We start from the raw sequence: 18,759 nt of genomic DNA, 5'->3' as shown, positions 1-18,759 counted from the left end.
GTCCCCAAGGGTACGGGACTAGCGGGGCGTGACGATGTAGGTCGCCGTGACGCCACCGCTGTCCTTGCCGTCCGAGAACGTCAGCACGACACGGTAGCCGTCGCTCCGGAACATGCCGAACGCGCTGGACGAGTCCGCGCGCTTCGCCGACTCGGTGTACCCGGCATCCGTGAGCTGCTGCGCGGCCGTCCGGAAGTCGTCGACGGAGGCCGCCCGGACCTGGGCGACCCACCCGGAGCCGTTCGGTCCGGCTCCCCCGCCCAGCACCGTGCCGTCGACGAGCGGGACGTCGGCCGACGGGAACCCGTCCGGCACCTTGCCGTCGGAGGTCACGTCGGCGCCCTTGAGCGCCGTGTCGAGCGCGCCGTCGATGCCACCGGCGACCGAGGACATGCCGTCCTGGATCGCCTTGCCGTCGATGCCGGCGACCCCGTCGGCCACGTTCGACGCGACGGAGGACCCGAGGTCGGTGGCCTGCTGCACGGCCTCGGTCGAGCAGCCGGTGAGTCCGGCCAGGGCGATGCCGGCAGCGACGGCGGCGATCAGCGGGGTACGGAGGGAACGCATGGCGTGACCGTAACGGACGAGCCGGGAGGCGCGGCGCGAGTTGGCTGTGAACGTGCCGTCCCCGGGGCGGTCACCTGCGCGGCGGGGCCGCCCCGGGCCTCCGTGCCGACGGACGGTTCAGGCGACGTAGGCGCGCGTCGCCGCCACCAGGGCGTCGACACCCACCGGGATCGCCGTCTCGGCCTGCGGCGCGTAGAACGGCGAGTGGTTGCTCGGGATCTCCTCGCCACGGCGGAAGCGCTCCGGGTCGGTGATGCCCGTGAACCAGTACACGAGCGGCGCGCCGGCGGCGGTGGCCAGCTGTCCGACGTCCTCCGACGCCATGGCGAGCCCGATCTCCAGGTCGCGAGCACCCGGCACCTCGGCACGGATGGCGTCGAGCACGGTGGCGGCGGCCTCGGCGTCGTTCACGGTGACCTCGGCACCCGGAGCCCGCACGATCGTCGGCTCGGACAGCCCACCGGCCGCGCTCTCGGCACGGACGATGCGTTCGATCGAGGCGATGATGCGCTGGCGGGTCTCCTCGTTGCGGGCACGGGTCGAGATCTCGATCACGGCCTCGTCGGGGATGATGTTCGCCCGTGTGCCGGCGTGGAAGCTGCCGACGGTGACGACACCCGCGTCGCTCGGCGAGACCTCGCGCGCGACGACGGTCTGCAGCCGCACGACGGCCGACGCCGCGGTGACGACCGGGTCGAGCGAGGCCTGCGGCGCCGAGCCGTGCGCCCCGCGGCCGTTGAACGTCACCGTCAGCCGGTCGCTCGACGCCATCACCGGGCCGGTGCCGACGGCGACGATGCCGACCGGTGCGGGCGCGGAGTGCTGCCCGAGCACGACGTCCGGCTTCGGGAACCGCTCGACCAGGCCGTCCTCGACCATCGCGCGTGCGCCGGAGATGACCTCTTCAGCAGGCTGGAAGACGGCGACGACCGTGCCGCGCCAGTCCCCCGTGGTCGCGACGAGGCGCTCGAGGGTGCCGAGCAGCCACGTGACGTGGATGTCGTGGCCGCAGGCGTGCATGGTCGGGACGTCCCGGCCCTCGTCGTCGGTGCCGACGTGCTCGCTGGCGTACGACAGGCCGGTGCGCTCCTGCACCGGCAGGCCGTCCATGTCGGCGCGGAGCCACACCACGGGGCCCTCGCCGTTCGCGACGACACCGACGACGCCGGTGCCGCCGACGCCCGTCGTCACGTCGATCCCCCCGATCTCGGCGAGCTTCGCGGCGATGACACCGGCGGTGCGGTGCTCCTGGAAGCCGAGCTCCGGGTGGGCGTGCAGGTCCTGGTAGATCGAGAGCAGGTCGAGAGTCACGCTGACCACGGTACAACCGCGAACGGCCCGACCACCTGTTGCAGGTGACCGGGCCGTCGGACGGAGGACGGGCCTCCGGGGGTGTTGCTCGTGCTGGTGCTTACGCGTCCTGGCGCTTCAGGCGGGCGTACGAGCGCTGGCGGGCCTGCGCGTCGAGCTCCACCTTGCGGATGCGGACGACGGCCGGGGTGACCTCGACGCACTCGTCCTCGCGCGCGAACTCCAGGCACTCCTCGAGCGAGAGCTGGCGCGACGGCGTCATCGACTCGAAGGAGTCGGCGTTCGCCGAACGCATGTTCGTGAGCTTCTTCTCCTTCGTGATGTTGACGTCCATGTCGTCGGCGCGCGAGTTCTCGCCGATGACCATGCCCTCGTAGACCTCTTCGGTCGGGTTGACGAAGAAGGTCATCCGCTCCTGGAGGTTCGTGATGGCGAACGGCGTGACGACACCCGAACGGTCGGACACGATCGAGCCGTTGATGCGGGTCTGGATCGGGCCGGCCCACTCGTCGTAGCCGTGCGAGATCGCGTTGGCGATGCCGGTGCCGCGGGTCTCGGTCAGGAACGACGTGCGGAAGCCGATCAGGCCACGCGACGGGACGATGAACTCCATGCGCACCCAGCCGGTGCCGTGGTTCGTCATGTTCTCCATGCGACCCTTGCGAGCGGCCATGAGCTGCGTGATCGCGCCGAGGTACTCCTCCGGCGTGTCGATCGTCATGTGCTCGTACGGCTCCTGCAGCTTGCCGTTCTCGTCACGCTTGGTGACGACCTGCGGCTTGCCGACGGTGAGCTCGAAGCCCTCACGACGCATCTGCTCGACGAGGATGGCCAGTGCGAGCTCGCCGCGACCCTGGACCTCCCACGCGTCCGGACGACCGATGTCGAGGACCTTGAGCGAGACGTTGCCGATGAGCTCGCGGTCGAGGCGCTCCTTGACCATGCGGGCGGTCAGCTTGTGGCCCTTGACCTTGCCGACGAGCGGGCTGGTGTTCGTGCCGATCGTCATCGAGATCGCCGGGTCGTCGACCGTGATGGTCGGCAGCGGGCGGACGTCCTCGGGGTCGGACAGGGTCTCACCGATGGTGATCGTGTCGAACCCGGCGACGGCGACGATGTCACCGGGGCCGGCCGACTCGGCCGGGTAGCGCTCGAGCGCCTTGGTGATGAGGAGCTCGGTGATGCGGGCGTTGACGACGGTGCCGTCGTGCTTGACCCACGCGACCGTCTGGCCCTTCTTCATCGTGCCGTGGAAGATGCGCAGCAGCGCGAGACGACCGAGGAACGGCGACGCGTCGAGGTTGGTGACGTGGGCCTGCAGCGGGTGCTGGTCGTCGTACTTCGGCGCCGGGACGTGCTGCAGGATGGCCTCGAACAGGGGCTCGAGGTCGTCGTTGTCGGGCAGCTCGCCGTCGTTCGGCTTGTTGCGCGACGCGGCACCGTTGCGGCCCGAGGCGTAGACCACCGGGACGTCGAGGATCGCGTCGAGGTCGAGGTCGTCGACCTCGTCCGACAGGTCGGAGGCCAGGCCGAGCAGCAGGTCCTGCGACTCGGAGACGACCTCGTCGATGCGGGAGTCGGGGCGGTCCGTCTTGTTGACGAGCAGGATCACCGGGAGCTTCGCGGCGAGCGCCTTGCGGAGCACGAAGCGGGTCTGGGGCAGCGGGCCCTCGGACGCGTCGACCAGCAGGACGACACCGTCGACCATGGACAGACCGCGCTCGACCTCGCCGCCGAAGTCGGCGTGACCCGGGGTGTCGATCACGTTGATGGTGATGGGGCCGTCCGAGCCGAACTCGGTCGCGTGCTTGCCGTTGTAGAGCACCGACGTGTTCTTCGCGAGGATCGTGATGCCCTTCTCGCGCTCGAGGTCGTTCGAGTCCATCATGCGGTCTTCGCCCTCGAAGTGGGCGTCGAACGAGTTGGTCTGCGTGAGCATCGCGTCGACGAGGGTGGTCTTGCCGTGGTCGACGTGTGCCACGATGGCGACGTTGCGCAGGTCGGACCGGGTGGCGAGCGCCATACAGGACATCCTTCAATTTCTGGGAGAGTGTCGGGCCAGTGTCTTCACAGCACCGCACCCGCGGGCAGAACGCCCGACACGCCAGTCTACCGGTAGTTCGCAACAGACAGGAGTACTGACGATGAGCCGTCGGCGAACGTGGGTCGAGATCACCATCGTCCTGCTGCTCTCGCTCGGCGCCAGCGCCCTGTACTCGATCCTGCAGATCATCGACGACCTGTCGCAGACGACGCCGCTCGGCGAGCAGTCGACGGCCCTGAACACCTCGTCGACGACGGTGCAGTACGTCGACCTCGCCCGGCAGCTCCTGGGCATCGCGGTGGACCTGGCCCCGGTGGCACTCGTCTGCTACCTGCTGTGGAGCACCTCGCGACCGCACCTCGGCCGGCTCGGCATCGACCGGTTCCGGGCGAAGCCGGACCTGGGCGGCCCGGCCCTGATCGCGCTCTGCATCGGGATCCCGGGGCTCGCGCTGTACTTCGCCGGACGTGCGCTCGGCATCACGGTCGCCGTCGACCCCGCCGCACTGAACTCGTACTGGTGGACGATCCCGGTCCTGCTGCTGTCAGCGATCCGCTCGGGGCTGCAGGAGGAGGTGATCGTTATCGGGTACCTCTACGCCCGGCTCGGGGACCTCGGGTGGGGCCGCTGGCAGATGATCCTGTCGACCGCACTGCTGCGTGGCAGCTACCACCTGTACCAGGGCTTCGGGGCGTTCATCGGCAACGCGGTGATGGGCGTCGTGTTCGGCTGGATCTACACGAAGTGGGGTCGGCTGCTGCCGCTCGTGATCACGCACGCCCTGCTCGACGCGGTGGTCTTCGTCGGGTACCCCTGGGTGGCGCACGCGTTCCCGCAGTTGTTCGCGTAGGCCGCGGGGCCGCTGGCGGAACGCCGCGTCGCGGGGCCGCCGGCTCGCTGTCCCGTCGGCCGTTCAGCGCGCCACCGGGCGCATCCACAGCCCCAGCACAGCGCGCCGAGGTCCGAGGGCCGAACCGCAGCCCTACGGTGAGCGCATGAGCATCCCCGCGATCGGCGAGTCCGCACCGTCGTTCACCCTGCCGGGGATGGTCGTGCGCCGTGGCGTCCGCTCCGACGACGAGTACGACCTGTCCGCCGAGATCGGCCGGACGGTCGTGCTGGCCTTCTACCCGGGCGACGCGACGGCGGTCTGCACGGCCCAGCTCTGCAGCTACCAGGCCGAACTCGACGAGTTCACCGACCTCGGTGCCACGGTGTGGGGCATCAGCCCCCAGGCGCTCGACTCGCACGAGGAGTTCGCCCGCGGCTCCTCGCTCGCGTTCCCCCTGCTCAGCGACACCGCGGGCTCGGTCATCCGCGCCTACGGCGTCCAGGCACCGGGGATCGGCCTGCGACGATCCGTGTTCGTGATCGGCCCCGACGGCGTGCTCCGATGGCGCCACATCGGCCTGGTCGGCCTGCGGTTCCCGAAGGCCGAGACGATCCGCCAACAGATCGAACTGCTCGTCTCGTAGCCCCGGCGTGGGAGTCCGCTGAACTCGTCGAAACGGGGTGTTGACACCCCAACCGGGGGCGACGACCATGGACGGCACGAGGGTCCGTCAAGGATCTGCCTCCCCGGGGAATCGGGTCGTCCGGAGATACGCGCCGGTGTGTCACACCCGCTCCCCGGGCGTCTCCGGGGAGGCATCTCGTACCCTCGTCCGGTGCACACCACCATCGTCGCCCCGGGCCTGCGCGCCCTCGCCCTCGTCCTCTGGGTCGTGGCCGTCGTGCTCGTCCCGCTGGCCCTGATCGGCGGCGGAACCCCGTGGCTCGTGCCGATCCCGAGCATCGCCGTCGCCTTCGTCGCGTGGGCGGTGCTGTGGCGGCCGCGGTTCGAGCTGACGCCCGAGCACCTGCGCATCGTCGACGTCCGGCGCACCAGCACCTACACCTGGTCGCGCGTCAGCGAGGTGCGCACGAAGTACGGCATCGAGGTGGTCACCAGCGAGGGCGTTCGCCGCGTCTGGATCGCGACCCGCCCGACGGCGCGTCTCGCCGCGCACACCGGTGACCGGCCAGGAGGCCCGGATCGCCTGGACGTCGACGCTGCGGCCGCGCTGATGCTGACCCACGTGCCCGCTCCGGTGACGCAGGACGGCCCGCCCCCGTCGTCCGTGACGGCTGCGCCGATCACGCACCGCACCCACGGCTGGACGATCCTGGCGCTCGTGGTCCTCGGGTTCGCCGCGTCGCTCGCGGCGGCACAGTTCTGACTCGCCCGGACGCAGAACGACACCCCCGGCGTCGTGCGACGTCGGGGGTGTCGTTCGTGTGCGGTGTCGTTCTCGTGCGGTGTGGCTACTTCTTGTAGCCGACGTCCTGCCACTTGACCGACGACTGCTGGAACTGCGCCGGACCGTAGTTCACCAGGTCCTTGCGAACGCCCCAGGCGTACGGCTCGGCGAACAGCGGGATGGTGCCGGCGACCGCGACGATCTTCTTGCCGATGGCCTGCGCGTCCTTGATGCGGGCATCCGCGTCGAGTTCGCCGTTCGCCTTGTCCCAGGCGGCGCCGAGCGAGTCGTCCGTCACGCCGCTGTAGTTCTGGCCGGCGTCGGCGGGGTAGTAGATCGACTTCAGCGACGAGATCGGGAACGGGGTGCCCTGCCACGCGAAGTACGTGGCGTCGAAGTCACGCGTCGACGTGGTGACGTACTTCGTGAAGAAGTCGTCGGTCGGGACGGTGTCGATGGTGACCTTGAAGCCGGCGAGCTTCGTCTGCTGCTGCACGAGCTGCGCGACGTTCGCCGAGTTCGGGTTGTCCGAGGGGATCACGAAGCGGACGTCGAGTTCCTTGCCGCCCTTGGTCGCGTATCCGTCCGAACCGATCTTCCAGCCGGCGTCCTCGAGCTTCGACTTCGCCTTGTCCGTGCTGTAGCCGTAGACGCTCGACGCGTCGTCCTCGTAGCCCTGCTGACCGGGCAGGTAGACGAGGTTGTTGAGCACGTCGCCCGGGCTCTTCACCGGCGACAGGATCGCCTGGGCGACGACCTTGCGGTTGATGGCCTGTGCGAACGCCTGGCGCACGTCCTGGTCCTTGAAGACGTCCGAGGTGCCGTTCAGCGTGATCTGACGCTGCGTGGTGCCGAGCGAGCGCTCGATCTTCGAGTCGGACCGCGAGTTCGCCGTCTTGAGGTTGTCGGCGCTGCCGTTCAGGTTGAACGCGTCGAGCTCCTTGTTGCCGTACGCCTGGGCGACGCCGTCACGCGAGACCGTCTTGAAGACGATCGTGTCGAGCTTGCCCGGGTCGCCCCACCACTTGGAGTTCTTCTCGAAGGTCACGACGCCACCGTTGGCGTCGAAGGACTTCAGGATGTACGGACCACCGGAGACGTAGGTCTTGCCGTCGGCGGCGTACGGACCCTTGGCCCAGGCCTTGTTGAAGTGGTCCGGGGTGTCGACGGCCCAGTACGGGTAGATCGCGCCGAGGACGCTCGCCCAGTCGGCGTTGGTCTTCGAGAACGTCATGATGACGTCACGCTCGTCGGAGCCCTGCTTGACCGAGTCCACGTCCTCCCACACGTTGGTGGCGAGGGGCGCGAAGGCCTTGTTCGTGCCGTTCAGCGCCTTCCAGTTCGCGATGACGTCCTTCGCGCTGATCGGGGTGCCGTCCGACCACACGGCCTTCGGGTTGATCTTGATCTCGACGGTCTGGGGCGAGTCCTTGGTCAGCTCGACGGAGGTCGCGTAGTCCTTGTTCGCCTCCCACTCGCCGTTCTCCTTGAACTGGATGAACCCCGGCAGGTAGGTCTGCGAGATCGTCGTGTCGTCGACCGTCCCCGAGTCAAGGTTGGCCAGCTGCCAGTTCGCCGGAGCTGTGTCGATCGGCAGGGTGATCGACCCGCCGTCCTTGACGTCGGCGCGGTCCGCGACGGTCCAGCCGGTCGACTTCAGCGACGACTCGGCGACCGCGGAGTTGTCGCCGCCCGCTTCTCCGCCGCCGGAGCAGCCCGCCAGCACGACGGCAGCTGCCGCAGCGGTGGCCAGGACCGCGATGCCCTTGATCCTCTTTCGCATGGCGAGGATTCCCTTTCGTTGTGGTTCGCGCAGTTCGCGCTGGACCGCGGCGGCCCCGCCGTCGCGTCTGTTGGTTGAGAACCCTAGCCACATCCGAAGGCTGCACAAGGGTCTCTGCGAGGAATCGAAACACGCTCGTAACGAATGTTGCATAACGTCACTTCCGTTGTCCCACCCCGCCGTCCGGACCGGCTAGCCTGTCGCCACCGACAACGCCGTCCGGACGGACGGCCGCACCCAGAGGTCACCAACCACATGCTCGCCTTCATCGCAAAGCGGATCGTCAACTACATCGTCCTGACGATCGTGGCGACCACGCTCGGGTACATCCTCGCCAGCACGACGCTCAACCCGGCCGCCCGGTTCCTCGGGCGCAACCCGGCCGTGCCGCAGGGCACCATCGACGCGTCGCTCCGCAAGCTCGGCGCCGATCCGAACACCCCCATCCTCGTCCGCACCTGGGACTGGTGGGTCGGCCTGGTCACGCACGGGTCGCTCGGCATGAGTTCGCGCGGCACCGAGGTGACGGCCGACATCATCGCCCGGTCCGGGACGAGCCTGCGGCTGCTCGTGATCGGCACGCTGCTCGGTGCGCTCTTCGGCGTGCTGCTCGGCGTCTGGAACGCGGTCCGGCAGTACAAGGTGTCCGACCAGGTCTCGACCTACGCGTCGTTCACGGTGCTCGCGACCCCGCCGTTCGTGATCGCGGTCGTGCTGATGATCCTGGCGACCTCCCTCAACCAGGGCGTCGGCGCACAGGTGATCAGCTTCACCGGTGAGTACACGCCGGGGGTGAGCGGGTTCTTCCCGGTGCTCGGCGACCGACTCGTGCACCTGTTGTTACCCACGATCTCGCTGACGGTCGGCGCCGTCGCGTCGTACTCGCGCTACCAGCGCTCCGCGATGCTCGACGTCCTGTCGAACGACTTCATCCGGACCGCCCGGTCGAAGGGCCGCACGCGCGGATCGGCGATCATGCGCCACGGCGTGCGGGTCGCCCTCATCCCGATGTCGACCTTCTTCGCCTACTCGTTCGGGTTGATCCTGACGGGTGCGAGCATCACCGAGCTGGTCTTCAGCTGGCACGGCATGGGTGAGTACTTCATCCAGAGCATCACGAACAACGACATCAACGCGGCAGCGGGCACGATCCTCTTCACGGCGATCCTCGTGCTCATCGCAGGGACCCTCGCGGACCTGCTGTACGCCGCGCTCGACCCGCGAGTGAGGGTGTGACCCGTGTCTGTTCTCGACCCCACGACCACGACCACCGCCGGTGACCCCGGCGACGGCAACGCCGGGACGCCGGCGCACGTCATCGAGGTGAAGGGCGGCCGCACCCCGCTCTGGCGCAAGGTGTTCGGCACCTGGCGCGCGCGCATCGGCGGCGGTGCGCTGCTGCTCATCATCCTCTGGGCGTTCGTCGGCCCGCACCTGTACCACTGGAACGCCTCCGACTCCGACGGGCTCGCGTTCGGCATGCCGCCGAGCGCCGCGCACTGGTTCGGCACGAACGACATCGGCCAGGACATCTACGCGCAGACCCTGGTCGGCCTGCAGAAGTCGCTGCTCATCGGACTCATCGCCGGACCGGCCGCGACCCTCATCGCCGGCATCGTCGGCGCGGTCGCCGGGTACTTCGGTGGGTTCGTCGACCGTGCGCTCGTCTGGGGCATCGACCTGCTCCTGGTGATCCCGTCGTTCTACGCGCTCGTGCTCCTCAGCCCGCTGTTCAAGAACCTCAGCTGGCTCGCACTCATCGTGGGGCTGGCGATCTTCGGCTGGATGATCATGGCCCGGGTGATCCGGGGGCAGACGATGTCCCTGCGCGAGCGCGACTACGTCAAGGCCGCCCGGTTCATGGGTGTGCCCTCGTTCACCATCATCCGACGGCACATCCTGCCCAACGTGGCATCGCTGCTCATCATCGACGCGACGCTGGGTGTCGGGGCGATGATCCTCTCCGAGAGCGCCCTCAGCTACTTCGGCTTCGGCATCCAGATCCCCGACGTCTCGCTCGGCACTCTGCTCGCCGCCGGCAGCCAGTCGGCCGTCACCCGCCCGTGGCTCTTCGTCCTGCCCGCAGCGACCCTCGTCGCGACCGTGCTCTCGACCAGCCTGCTCGGCGACGCCCTGCGCGACGCCATCGACCCCACCTCCGGAGCCAACCGTGACTGAGCCGCTGCTCACCGTGTCCGACCTGTCGGTCACGTTCAACCCGAAGACCAAGCCCGTCTACGCGGTCCGGGGTGTCGACTACTCGGTCGCCCCCGGCGAGTTCCTCGGGATCGTCGGTGAATCGGGGTCCGGCAAGTCGGTGTCCTCGATGGCCGTGATGGGCCTGCTGCCATCGTCCGCCCAGGTGCAGGGCAGCATCCGCTTCGACGGGCAGGAGCTCGTCGGCAAGAACGACCGTGAGATGTCGGCGCTGCGCGGTCGTGACATCGCGATGGTGTTCCAGGACCCGCTGTCCGCCCTGACGCCGGTGTACACGATCGGGCAGCAGATCGTCGAGGGCCTGCGCCTGCACGACCGGTCGCTGACCGCACACGCCGCGCGCACCCGCGCCGAGGAACTGCTGCGCATCGTCGGCATCCCGAACCCGGCGCGACGGCTCGACGCGTTCCCGCACGAGTTCTCCGGCGGCATGCGGCAGCGCGCGATGATCGCGATCGCCATCGCGAACGACCCGAAGCTGATCATCGCCGACGAGCCGACCACCGCCCTCGACGTGACGATCCAGGCGCAGATCCTCGACGTGCTGCAGACCGCGAAGGACATGACCGGTGCGGCCGTCGTGCTCATCACGCACGACCTGGGCGTCGTCGCCGGCAACGCCGACCGCGTCGCCGTGATGTACGCCGGCCGGATCGTCGAGACGGCACCGGTCCTGCCGCTGTTCCGCGAGCCGGTGATGCCGTACACGATCGGGCTGCTCCGCTCGATGCCGAACATGACCTCCGCCCGCACCGAGCGGCTCGTCCCGCTCGACGGCCGCCCGCCCCTGCTGACGCAGAAGCCGACGGGCTGCCCGTTCGCCGACCGCTGCCCGGCCGTCCTCGACGCCTGCCGCGACGGCGAACCCGCCCTCGTCGCGACGACGGTGCCGCAGAGCGCCGACAACCCGGTCATGACCGGCGCCGTGCAGACGATCGGCAACGGCACCCTGCTCGACGAGCACACCGCCGCGTGCATCCGCCGCGACGAGATCGCCGCGGGCACCCTCGAGCGCTCGGAGATCTTCCCCCGCCCCGAGGACGTCCCCGAGGCCAGCGTCGACCACGGCGACGACGTCGTGCTCGAACTGGACGACGTGGTCAAGACGTTCCCGCTCACCAAGGGCGCACTGTTCCGCCGGCAGATCGGCGAGGTGCACGCGGTGGACGGCATCTCCCTGACGCTCAAGCGCGGGCAGGTGCTCGGCCTGGTCGGCGAGTCCGGCTGCGGCAAGACGACGACGATCATGGAGATCCTCGAACTCGCCGGCGCCCAGCACGGCACCATCCGGGTGAACGGCGTCGACACCGCCTCGCTCTCCAAGAAGGACCGTCTGGCCCTGCGCCGCGACATCCAGGTGGTCTTCCAGGACCCGATGGCGTCGATCGACCCGCGCCTCGACATCGGTTCGGTGATCGGCGAACCCCTCACGGTGCACGGCGTCGCGAAGGACGAGATCCGTCGGCGCGTGCGCGAGGTGCTCGAGCTGGTCGGCCTCGAGCCGACCTACATCGACCGGTACCCGCACGAGTTCTCGGGTGGCCAGCGGCAGCGCATCGGCATCGCCCGCGCGCTGATCGTGGAGCCGAAGATCCTGGTGCTCGACGAGCCGGTGTCCGCACTCGACGTCTCGGTGCAGGCAGGTGTGATCAACCTGCTCGAGGACCTCAAGCACCGTCTCGGCCTGTCCTACCTGTTCGTGGCGCACGACCTGTCCGTCGTCCGGCACATCGCCGACGACGTCGCCGTCATGTACCTCGGCCGCATCGTCGAGTACGGCGACGGGGACGCGGTCTTCTCGGACCCGCAGCACCCGTACACGCGGGCCCTGCTGTCGGCTGTCCCGGTGCCGGACCCGATGGCCGAGGCCGCCCGCGGGCGCATCCTGCTCGAGGGCGACCTGCCCTCCCCCACGGAGCGCATCGACGGCTGCCGGTTCCGCACGCGCTGCCCGCTCTACCAGCTCCTCGACGAGGGCCGGCAGGAGCAGTGCCGCACCATCGACCCGGGCCTCGAGCCCGTGCACGGCCGTGGCGTCGCCTGCATCCAGACCGACCAGGAGCACCTGCTCACCGAGCGGGTCGGCGCGGTCGTCTGACGACGACGGTCACGTTCACCGCTCCGCATGGTGAGCAGGAATGGTCGGGTCCCACCCGCGGACCCGACCATTTCTGCTCACCAAGCGCGGCAGCGGTCGTGACCAGCAGACGGACGGGAGGTGGGCCCATCCCGCCGGTACCGGCGCACCGCGCCAGCGGGGCGACGGCCGTGACGGGAGGTGGGCCCATCCCGCCGGTACCGGCGCACCGCGCCAGCGGGGCGACGGCCGTGACGGGAGGTGGGCCCATCCCGCCGGTACCGGCGCACCGCGCCAGCGGGGCGACGGCCGTGACGGGAGGGACGACGCACGTCGTGCGCCGGGCCTCCCGTCCGTCGTGTGGTCGCGATCGCGAGCCGCGTCAGGCTCCCAGCCACAGGCTGAGCAGCGAAGCGGCGAGCAGCGCCAGCGCAGCGGCGCCGACCGCCAGTGCCGGCGCGTCCCAGCCGCGCACGGCATCACCGGTGCCGGTCGCGGCGCGGCGCTCAGACCATCGGTCGAGCAGGACCGTCATCTCGTCGGGCTGGCGCATCACGGCACGCTCGCCGCGTCGGGCGGGTTTCGGCCGCGGCAGCGACGGGCCGCCCCAGCACTGGACCTTGCGTCCGGCGACCGTCTCGATCACGATCTGCCAGCGGAGCCGGACGTCGGCGACCGCGTGCCACGGCACCACGGTGCGGCGGAGCGGGTTGAGCACCGTGACCGCACGGTCGTCGATGACGATGCACGGGCGGAAGGTCAGGACCCAGAGCGCCCAGACGAGCACGGCGATCGGGCCGGCGGCGCGGAGCACGACGTCCCAGCTCCCCCGGAACGCGGCGTCGCCCAGCAGGAAGACGCCCAGGACGGCGACGAGGCCGGCCGCCACCGCGCCCCCGCGACCAGCGCGGAGGACGAGGGGGCGTCCGGCCTCGTTCGTGTCCAGGGGGATCAGCGTCCGAACTCGAACCCGGCGCCGGGGATGGCGGCCAGGAGGTCCTTCGTGTACTGCTCCTTCGGGGCGGCGAAGACCTCGTCGGTCGTCGCCTTCTCGACGATCTGCCCACGACGCATGACGCACACGTTGTCCGCGACGAGGCGGACGACCGCGAGGTCGTGCGTGATGAACAGGTACGTCAGGCCGAGCTCGGTCTGCAGCTCGGTGAGCAGGTCGAGGATCTGGCCCTGCACGAGCACGTCGAGCGCGGAGACGGCCTCGTCGAGGACGATGACCTCCGGCTTGAGCGCCAGCGCGCGAGCGACGGCGATGCGCTGTCGCTGACCACCGGACAGCTCGTTCGGGTAGCGGTTCACCATCGATTTCGGGAGCGCGACCTGGTCGAGGAGCTCGAGCACCCGGGCACGGCGCGAGGCCTTGTCGCCCACCTTGTGCGTGGCGAGCGGCTCGGCGATCGTGTTCCCGACGTTGTACATCGGGTCCAGGGAGCCGTACGGGTCCTGGAACACCGGCTGCACACGGCGGCGGAAGTCGAAGAGGTCCTTGCCCTTCAGCGCGCCGATGTCGATGCCGTCGAACTGCACGGTGCCGCTCGTGATGCTCTCGAGCTGCAGGACGAGCTTCGCGACGGTCGACTTGCCCGAACCGGACTCGCCGACGAGCGCCGTGGTGGTGCCCTTCTGGATCGAGAACGACACGTCGTCGACGGCCTTGAGCTCCCGCGTGGCGAGGCTCTTGCCGCGCAGCTTGTAGACCTTCTCGAGGTTCTTCACCACGATGAGGTCCTCGGCTGGACGGTGCTCGCGCTCCTGGGCGCGGGCGATGAGCTCGGCGTCGTCACTGCCGGTGTCGGCGATGTCGATCCGCTGGTGCTGCACCTTCGACTGGATGCGACGGCTGGCCAGCGAGGGGGCCGCCGCGACGAGGCGCTGCGTGTACGGGTGCTGCGGGTTGGCCAGGATCTCCTTGGAGGGGCCGGCCTCGACGACCTGTCCCTTGTACATCACGACGAGCTTCTCGGCCCGCTCGGCAGCGAGGCCGAGGTCGTGCGTGATGAACAGCACCGAGGTGCCGAAGTCGCGGGTCAGGGTCTCGAGGTGGTCGAGGATGACGCGCTGGACCGTGACGTCGAGCGCACTCGTCGGCTCGTCGGCGATGAGCAGCTGCGGGCGGCTCGACAGACCGATGCCGATGAGCACACGCTGCCGCATGCCGCCGGAGAACTCGTGCGGGTACTGCTTCAGGCGGGTCGACGCGTCGCCGAGGCCGGCTTCCTGCAGGACCTCGACCGCGCGGGCGCGGACGGCGGCCTTGCCGGTCGCCATGCCGTTCGCACGGATGGCCTCTTCGACCTGGAAGCCGATCGACCACAGCGGGTTGAGGTTCGACATCGGGTCCTGGGGGACGTAGCCGATCTCCTTCCCGCGGATCTCCGACATCTCCTTGTCGCTCAGCCCGACGAGCTCGCGCCCGTTGAACTTGATCGAGCCGCCGGTGACCTCACCGGTGCCGGGGAGTAGCTTGATGATCGCCTGGGCGCTCGTCGACTTGCCGGAACCGGACTCGCCGACGATGGCCAGGCGCTCGCCCTGTTCGAGGGTGAGGTTCACGCCGCGGACGGCCTGCACGAGGCCGCTCTGGGTCTTGAAGCCGACCTGCAGGTCGGTGATCTCGAGCAGCGGGGCGCCGGAGCCGCCGGTACGGCGGCTGTTCGGCTGGGTCAGTGTCTCGCTCATCGGCGGGCCCTCGCCTTCGGGTCGAGCGCATCGCGCACCACGTCACCGAGGAGCAGGAACGCGAGCACGGTGATGGACAGGGCTGCCGACGGCCAGAAGATCGTCGACGGGTTCGTGCGGATCGACGTCTGCGCCGTCCCGATGTCGAGGCCCCAGCTGAGCGCCGAAGGCGGCAACCCGATACCGAGGAAGGACAGGGTCGCCTCCGCCACGATGAACGTGCCGAGCGACACGGTTGCGACGACGATGACCGGAGCCAGCGAGTTGGGGATGACGTGCCGGACCAACGTCTTGAAGCGGCTGACGCCGAGCGCGGCCGAGGCCATGACGTAGTCCGACTGCTTCGCGCTGAGCACAGCCCCGCGCATGATGCGAGCGATCTGTGGCCACGCGAACGCGGCGAGGACCAGGGACACCGTGACGGCGTTCCGGGCAGGGATCACCGACATGATCACGATCGCACCGAGCACGGTGGGGATCGAGAAGAAGATGTCGCCGATGCGGGACACGATCGTGTCGAGCCAGCCGCCGTAGAATCCGGCCAGCGACCCGATGACGATGCCGACGATCGAGACCAGGATCGTCGCGACGAGACCGACGATGAGCGAGTTCTGGGCACCCCAGATCACGCGCGCGTAGACGTCGTAGCCCTGACGGTTGAACCCGAGGATGTGCCCGGCTCGGGGTCCTTCGTTGCTGTTGTTCAGGTTCGCCTTCGACGGGTCCACGTGGGCGAAGAGCCCCGGGAAGATCGCCACGACGATGATCAGCAGGATCAGGACCGAGGAGATCCAGAAGGTCGGACGCGTGCGCATGGAGTCCCACGCGTCGGTCCAGAGTGAACGGGTCTTCTCGTCCTCGTTGACCTGGTCGACCGCCTGGAGCGGGGTTTCCTCGATCGGGGCGACGTAGTGCGTCGCCGAACGGGGTGCGGCGTTACTTGGCATAGCGGATCCTCGGGTCCAGGACGGCGTAGAGCAGGTCGACCAGGAGGTTGGCGAGCATGAAGATGATGACCATCACGGCGACGAACGACACGACAGTCGGTCCTTCGCCGAGCTTGACGGCCTGGAAGACCGTGCCGCCCACACCGTGGATGTTGAAGATGCCCTCGGTGACGATGGCACCGACCATCAGGTTGCCGATGTCCACACCCAGGTAGGTCACCACGGGGATGAGCGAGTTGCGGAAGATGTGCACACCGATCACACGACGACGCGGGAGACCCTTGGCCGTCGCGGTGCGGACGAAGTCCGCGCTCATGTTCTCGGCGACGCTCGCGCGGGTCAGACGCACGATGTAGGCGAACGAGACGGTCGCGAGGACGATGGCCGGCAGGACCAGCTCGTCCCAGGGTGCGTCGCTCGACACCGTCACTCGGAACAGGCCGAGGTTGATGCCGAAGACGTACTGCAGCAGGAACCCGACGACGAAGGTCGGGACCGAGATGAGCAGCAGCGACACGACGAGCGCGGTGGCGTCGAACAGCTTGCCCTTGCGCAGGCCAGCGATGACACCGACGACGATGCCGGCGACCGACTCGAACAGCAGCGCCAGGATCGCCAGGCGAGCGGTGATCGGGAAGGCGGAGGCGAGCTGCTGACTGACTGGCAGCCCCGAGTACGTCAGGCCGAGGTCACCACGGAACACGCCGCCGATCCAGAGCAGGTACTGGACGATGAACGGCTTGTCGAGGTTGTACTGCTGCCGGAGCTGCTCGATCACCTGCGGCGACGGCTGCCGGTCGCCGAACAGCGCGGCGATCGGGTCACCGGGCAGCGAGAAGACCATGAAGTAGATGAGGAACGTGGCCCCGAAGAACACGGGGATGAGTTGCAGGAGGCGCTTGCCGAGGTACCAGAGCATCAGATCACTGCCCGGTCCGGAGCGATGTCGATCAGGTTCATTGTGGTGAGGGGTGGACGGTCCGAGGGTCGGCACGGAAGTCCGGTGCGGGAGGGCGCCCGCGGTGTGGGGGAAGGTCTTGCCGCCGCGGTACGGGGGTTCGGGAACCGTGTGGTCCCCGAACCCCCGTCCGGTGGCCGCGAGGCAGGATACCTGCTCGCGTGGTGGTCTCTACGAGACCAGGGTCAGTTCTTGACCTCGATGTCGTAGAACAGCGGCACCGAGTTCCAGCCGAACTTGACGTTCGACACGTTGTCGGCGTTCCAGACGCCGGTGACGTTCTGGTACCAGAGCGGGATCTCGGGCAGGTCCTTGAACAGCAGTTCCTGTGCCTCATCGAAGGACTTGTTGCCCTCTTCGACGGTGGCAGCCGAGCGGCCCTTGGCGAGCAGCGCGTTGTACTCCTTGGAGTCGTACCGCGAGTAGTTGTTCGACGAACCCTTGCCCATGGTCGGGCCGAGGAAGTTGTACAGCGACGGGTAGTCGGCCTGCCAACCGGTGCGGCTGCCGCCCGTGAGCTTGTCGTTCGTCTGCAGGTCCAGGGCTTCCTGGAACGTCGGGATCGCGTTGCCCTCGGCCTTGATGCCGAGCGTGTTCGAGATCGAGTTCGTGACCGCGGTCACCCAGGCCTCGTGGCCACCATCGGCGTTGTACGTGATGGTGAGCGTGTCGTTGTACTTCGAGATCTTGTCGGCCTCGGCCCAGAGCTTCTTGGCCTCGGACTCGTTGTAGTCCAGGACGTCGGAGCCCTCGAGGTCGTCGTTCCAGCCGGCGATCACCGGCGAGGTGAAGTCCTTGGCCGGGGTGCGCGTGCCGTCGAAGATCTTGTCGGTGATCTGCTTGCGGTTGATGGCCATCGAGACGGCCTCGCGACGCAGGGCGCCCTCTTCACCCTTCCAGTGGTCGAGGTAGTACGGAAGGTAGATCGCCTGGAAGATGGCAGCCGGCTTGTTGACGTTCGAGTCCGGGAAGTCGGACTTGTACGTCTCGAACGAGCTGTCCGGAACCTGGTCCAGGACGTCGAGGTTGCCGCCCTGGGCATCGGAGTACGCGGTGGCCGGCGAGGAGTAGAACGTGATCGTCAGACCACCGTTCTTCGGCTTGCGCTTGCCCTCGTAGTCCTTGTTGGTGACGAGCTTGATGGAGGAGTTGTGCGTCCAGGCCTTCTTGCCGTCGAGCTTGTAGGGACCGTTGCCGATCGGGTTCTCACCGAACGCCTTGGTGTCCTTGTAGAACGCGGACGGCAGCGGCACGAAGGCCGAGTAGCCGAGCGAGAGCGGGAAGTCCGACTGGGCCGACTTCAGCGTCACGGTGAACTCGTCGTCGCTCACGACCTTGAGGCCGGTGAGCTCGGAGTCCTTGTCGGCGTTGTACCCCTCGATGTTCTCGAAGAAGTAGCTGGCGCCCTGGATGTTGGACTTCTGGGCAGCCCAGTTCCACGCCTTCGTGAACGACTCGGCCGTGACCTTCTCGCCGTTCGTGAACGTGTAGTTCGTGTTCAGCTTGATGTCGAAGGTCTTCGAGTCATCGGTGTCGATGCTCTTCGCGACCTCGTTGACGGGCTTGCCGTCGGCGTCGTACGAGACGAGGCCCTCGAACAGCGAGTCGATGATCTTGCCGCCACCGGTCTCGGTGGTGTTCGACGGGATCAGCGGGTTCTGCGGCTCGGTGCCGTTCGTGGTGACGATCCCGGACGCGTTCGCCGAGCCACCCCCGTTGGAGCTGTTGCTGGAGCAGGCGGTCAGGGCGAGTGCTGTGGCCCCGAGCACGGCGAGGGCGGTGAGCCCGGCGCGCTTCTTGATCAAGGTTCCTCCTGGTGCATGGGACGCGTTCGGGCACAGCTGTGTCACCCGGGCGCGTTTGACCTTTGCAGCGTAGGCAAGGTGAACAGTGGCGTCCAAACCCTGGAGCGAACGGTTAC

15 protein-coding genes are annotated in these 18,759 nt (G+C 68.6%); 6 read left to right on the top strand and 9 right to left on the bottom strand.

Annotated features, from left to right (window positions below):
• Nucleotides 1-18: 18 nt before the first annotated feature.
• From ACL00U_RS04245 to typA, 3 genes are all read right to left on the bottom strand, one after another.
• A complete protein-coding gene (locus ACL00U_RS04245) occupies nt 19-567 on the bottom strand; it encodes a hypothetical protein (protein WP_071251921.1) in 549 nt (182 codons plus the stop codon).
• Between the two features lie 117 nt (nt 568-684).
• A complete protein-coding gene (locus ACL00U_RS04240; protein WP_031259685.1) occupies nt 685-1,878 on the bottom strand; it encodes an amidohydrolase in 1,194 nt (397 codons plus the stop codon).
• 100 nt (nt 1,879-1,978) lie between these two features.
• The gene (gene typA, locus ACL00U_RS04235) at nt 1,979-3,901 is read right to left on the bottom strand and encodes a translational GTPase TypA (RefSeq protein ID WP_017887064.1); all 1,923 of its coding nucleotides are present in this window, start codon (nt 3,899-3,901) and stop codon (nt 1,979-1,981) included.
• Nucleotides 3,902-4,022: 121 nt separating this feature from the next.
• Here typA and ACL00U_RS04230 point away from each other — a divergent pair, with 121 nt between their 5' ends.
• The 3 genes from ACL00U_RS04230 to ACL00U_RS04220 all read left to right on the top strand — a co-directional run bounded on the left by ACL00U_RS04230 (nt 4,023) and on the right by ACL00U_RS04220 (nt 6,141).
• Complete coding sequence (locus ACL00U_RS04230; RefSeq protein ID WP_017887065.1) at nt 4,023-4,772, top strand: CPBP family intramembrane glutamic endopeptidase; 750 nt, start codon at nt 4,023-4,025, stop codon at nt 4,770-4,772.
• Between the two features lie 145 nt (nt 4,773-4,917).
• Entirely contained in the window at nt 4,918-5,397 is a 480-nt protein-coding gene (locus ACL00U_RS04225; RefSeq protein WP_017887066.1) for a peroxiredoxin, read from the top strand.
• 192 nt (nt 5,398-5,589) lie between these two features.
• Nucleotides 5,590-6,141, top strand: a complete 552-nt coding sequence (locus ACL00U_RS04220) for a PH domain-containing protein (protein WP_042539359.1) — start codon at nt 5,590-5,592, stop codon at nt 6,139-6,141.
• A gap of 85 nt (nt 6,142-6,226) precedes the next feature.
• On the opposite strand, the gene ACL00U_RS04215 is transcribed toward ACL00U_RS04220, so the two are convergent.
• Nucleotides 6,227-7,945 (bottom strand): ABC transporter family substrate-binding protein, encoded by a 1,719-nt coding sequence (locus ACL00U_RS04215; RefSeq protein ID WP_017887069.1) that lies wholly within the window; start codon nt 7,943-7,945, stop codon nt 6,227-6,229.
• A gap of 255 nt (nt 7,946-8,200) precedes the next feature.
• Between ACL00U_RS04215 and ACL00U_RS04210 the strand changes: the two genes are divergently transcribed.
• Genes ACL00U_RS04210 through ACL00U_RS04200 form a run of 3 tightly spaced genes read left to right on the top strand, consistent with a single transcriptional unit; the run spans nt 8,201 to nt 12,260 of the window.
• Nucleotides 8,201-9,181: an ABC transporter permease gene (locus ACL00U_RS04210; RefSeq protein WP_017887070.1), complete on the top strand. Its 981-nt coding sequence runs from the start codon at nt 8,201-8,203 to the stop codon at nt 9,179-9,181.
• Nucleotides 9,182-9,184: 3 nt separating this feature from the next.
• Nucleotides 9,185-10,123 (top strand): ABC transporter permease, encoded by a 939-nt coding sequence (locus ACL00U_RS04205; protein WP_017887071.1) that lies wholly within the window; start codon nt 9,185-9,187, stop codon nt 10,121-10,123.
• Nucleotides 10,116-12,260, top strand: a complete 2,145-nt coding sequence (locus tag ACL00U_RS04200; RefSeq protein WP_017887072.1) for an ABC transporter ATP-binding protein — start codon at nt 10,116-10,118, stop codon at nt 12,258-12,260. The genes ACL00U_RS04205 and ACL00U_RS04200 overlap by 8 nt, the downstream gene beginning before the upstream one ends.
• A 361-nt stretch (nt 12,261-12,621) precedes the next feature.
• Here ACL00U_RS04200 and ACL00U_RS04195 read toward each other — a convergent pair whose 3' ends face one another.
• The 5 genes from ACL00U_RS04195 to ACL00U_RS04175 form a co-directional block, all read right to left on the bottom strand.
• On the bottom strand, nt 12,622-13,128 hold the full coding sequence (locus tag ACL00U_RS04195) for a PH domain-containing protein (protein WP_042539361.1): 507 nt from the start codon (nt 13,126-13,128) through the stop codon (nt 12,622-12,624).
• Nucleotides 13,129-13,190: 62 nt separating this feature from the next.
• Nucleotides 13,191-14,933, bottom strand: a complete 1,743-nt coding sequence (locus tag ACL00U_RS04190) for a dipeptide ABC transporter ATP-binding protein (protein ID WP_017887074.1) — start codon at nt 14,931-14,933, stop codon at nt 13,191-13,193.
• Nucleotides 14,930-15,880, bottom strand: coding sequence for an ABC transporter permease (locus tag ACL00U_RS04185; protein ID WP_140448437.1), 951 nt, complete (start codon nt 15,878-15,880; stop codon nt 14,930-14,932). The genes ACL00U_RS04190 and ACL00U_RS04185 overlap by 4 nt, the downstream gene beginning before the upstream one ends.
• Nucleotides 15,870-16,799: an ABC transporter permease gene (locus tag ACL00U_RS04180; RefSeq protein ID WP_140448436.1), complete on the bottom strand. Its 930-nt coding sequence runs from the start codon at nt 16,797-16,799 to the stop codon at nt 15,870-15,872. The genes ACL00U_RS04185 and ACL00U_RS04180 overlap by 11 nt, the downstream gene beginning before the upstream one ends.
• A gap of 224 nt (nt 16,800-17,023) precedes the next feature.
• A complete protein-coding gene (locus ACL00U_RS04175; RefSeq protein ID WP_140448435.1) occupies nt 17,024-18,643 on the bottom strand; it encodes a peptide ABC transporter substrate-binding protein in 1,620 nt (539 codons plus the stop codon).
• Between the last annotated feature and the right edge of the window lie 116 nt (nt 18,644-18,759).

This window comes from Curtobacterium poinsettiae, assembly GCF_047226435.1.
Lineage (GTDB): Bacteria > Actinomycetota > Actinomycetes > Actinomycetales > Microbacteriaceae > Curtobacterium > Curtobacterium poinsettiae.
The sequence above is the reverse complement of the archived record's forward strand: the minus strand, read 5'-3'. Positions and strand labels throughout refer to the sequence as shown.

Coding starts and splice junctions, on each gene's coding strand:
- ACL00U_RS04210 (WP_017887070.1), top strand. CDS start 8,201: ATGCTCGCCTTCATCGCAAAGCGGATCGTCAACTACATCGTCCTGACG.
- typA (WP_017887064.1), bottom strand. CDS start 3,901: ATGGCGCTCGCCACCCGGTCCGACCTGCGCAACGTCGCCATCGTGGCA.
- ACL00U_RS04185 (WP_140448437.1), bottom strand. CDS start 15,880: ATGCCAAGTAACGCCGCACCCCGTTCGGCGACGCACTACGTCGCCCCG.
- ACL00U_RS04215 (WP_017887069.1), bottom strand. CDS start 7,945: ATGCGAAAGAGGATCAAGGGCATCGCGGTCCTGGCCACCGCTGCGGCA.
- ACL00U_RS04225 (WP_017887066.1), top strand. CDS start 4,918: ATGAGCATCCCCGCGATCGGCGAGTCCGCACCGTCGTTCACCCTGCCG.
- ACL00U_RS04180 (WP_140448436.1), bottom strand. CDS start 16,799: ATGCTCTGGTACCTCGGCAAGCGCCTCCTGCAACTCATCCCCGTGTTC.
- ACL00U_RS04230 (WP_017887065.1), top strand. CDS start 4,023: ATGAGCCGTCGGCGAACGTGGGTCGAGATCACCATCGTCCTGCTGCTC.
- ACL00U_RS04245 (WP_071251921.1), bottom strand. CDS start 567: ATGCGTTCCCTCCGTACCCCGCTGATCGCCGCCGTCGCTGCCGGCATC.
- ACL00U_RS04190 (WP_017887074.1), bottom strand. CDS start 14,933: ATGAGCGAGACACTGACCCAGCCGAACAGCCGCCGTACCGGCGGCTCC.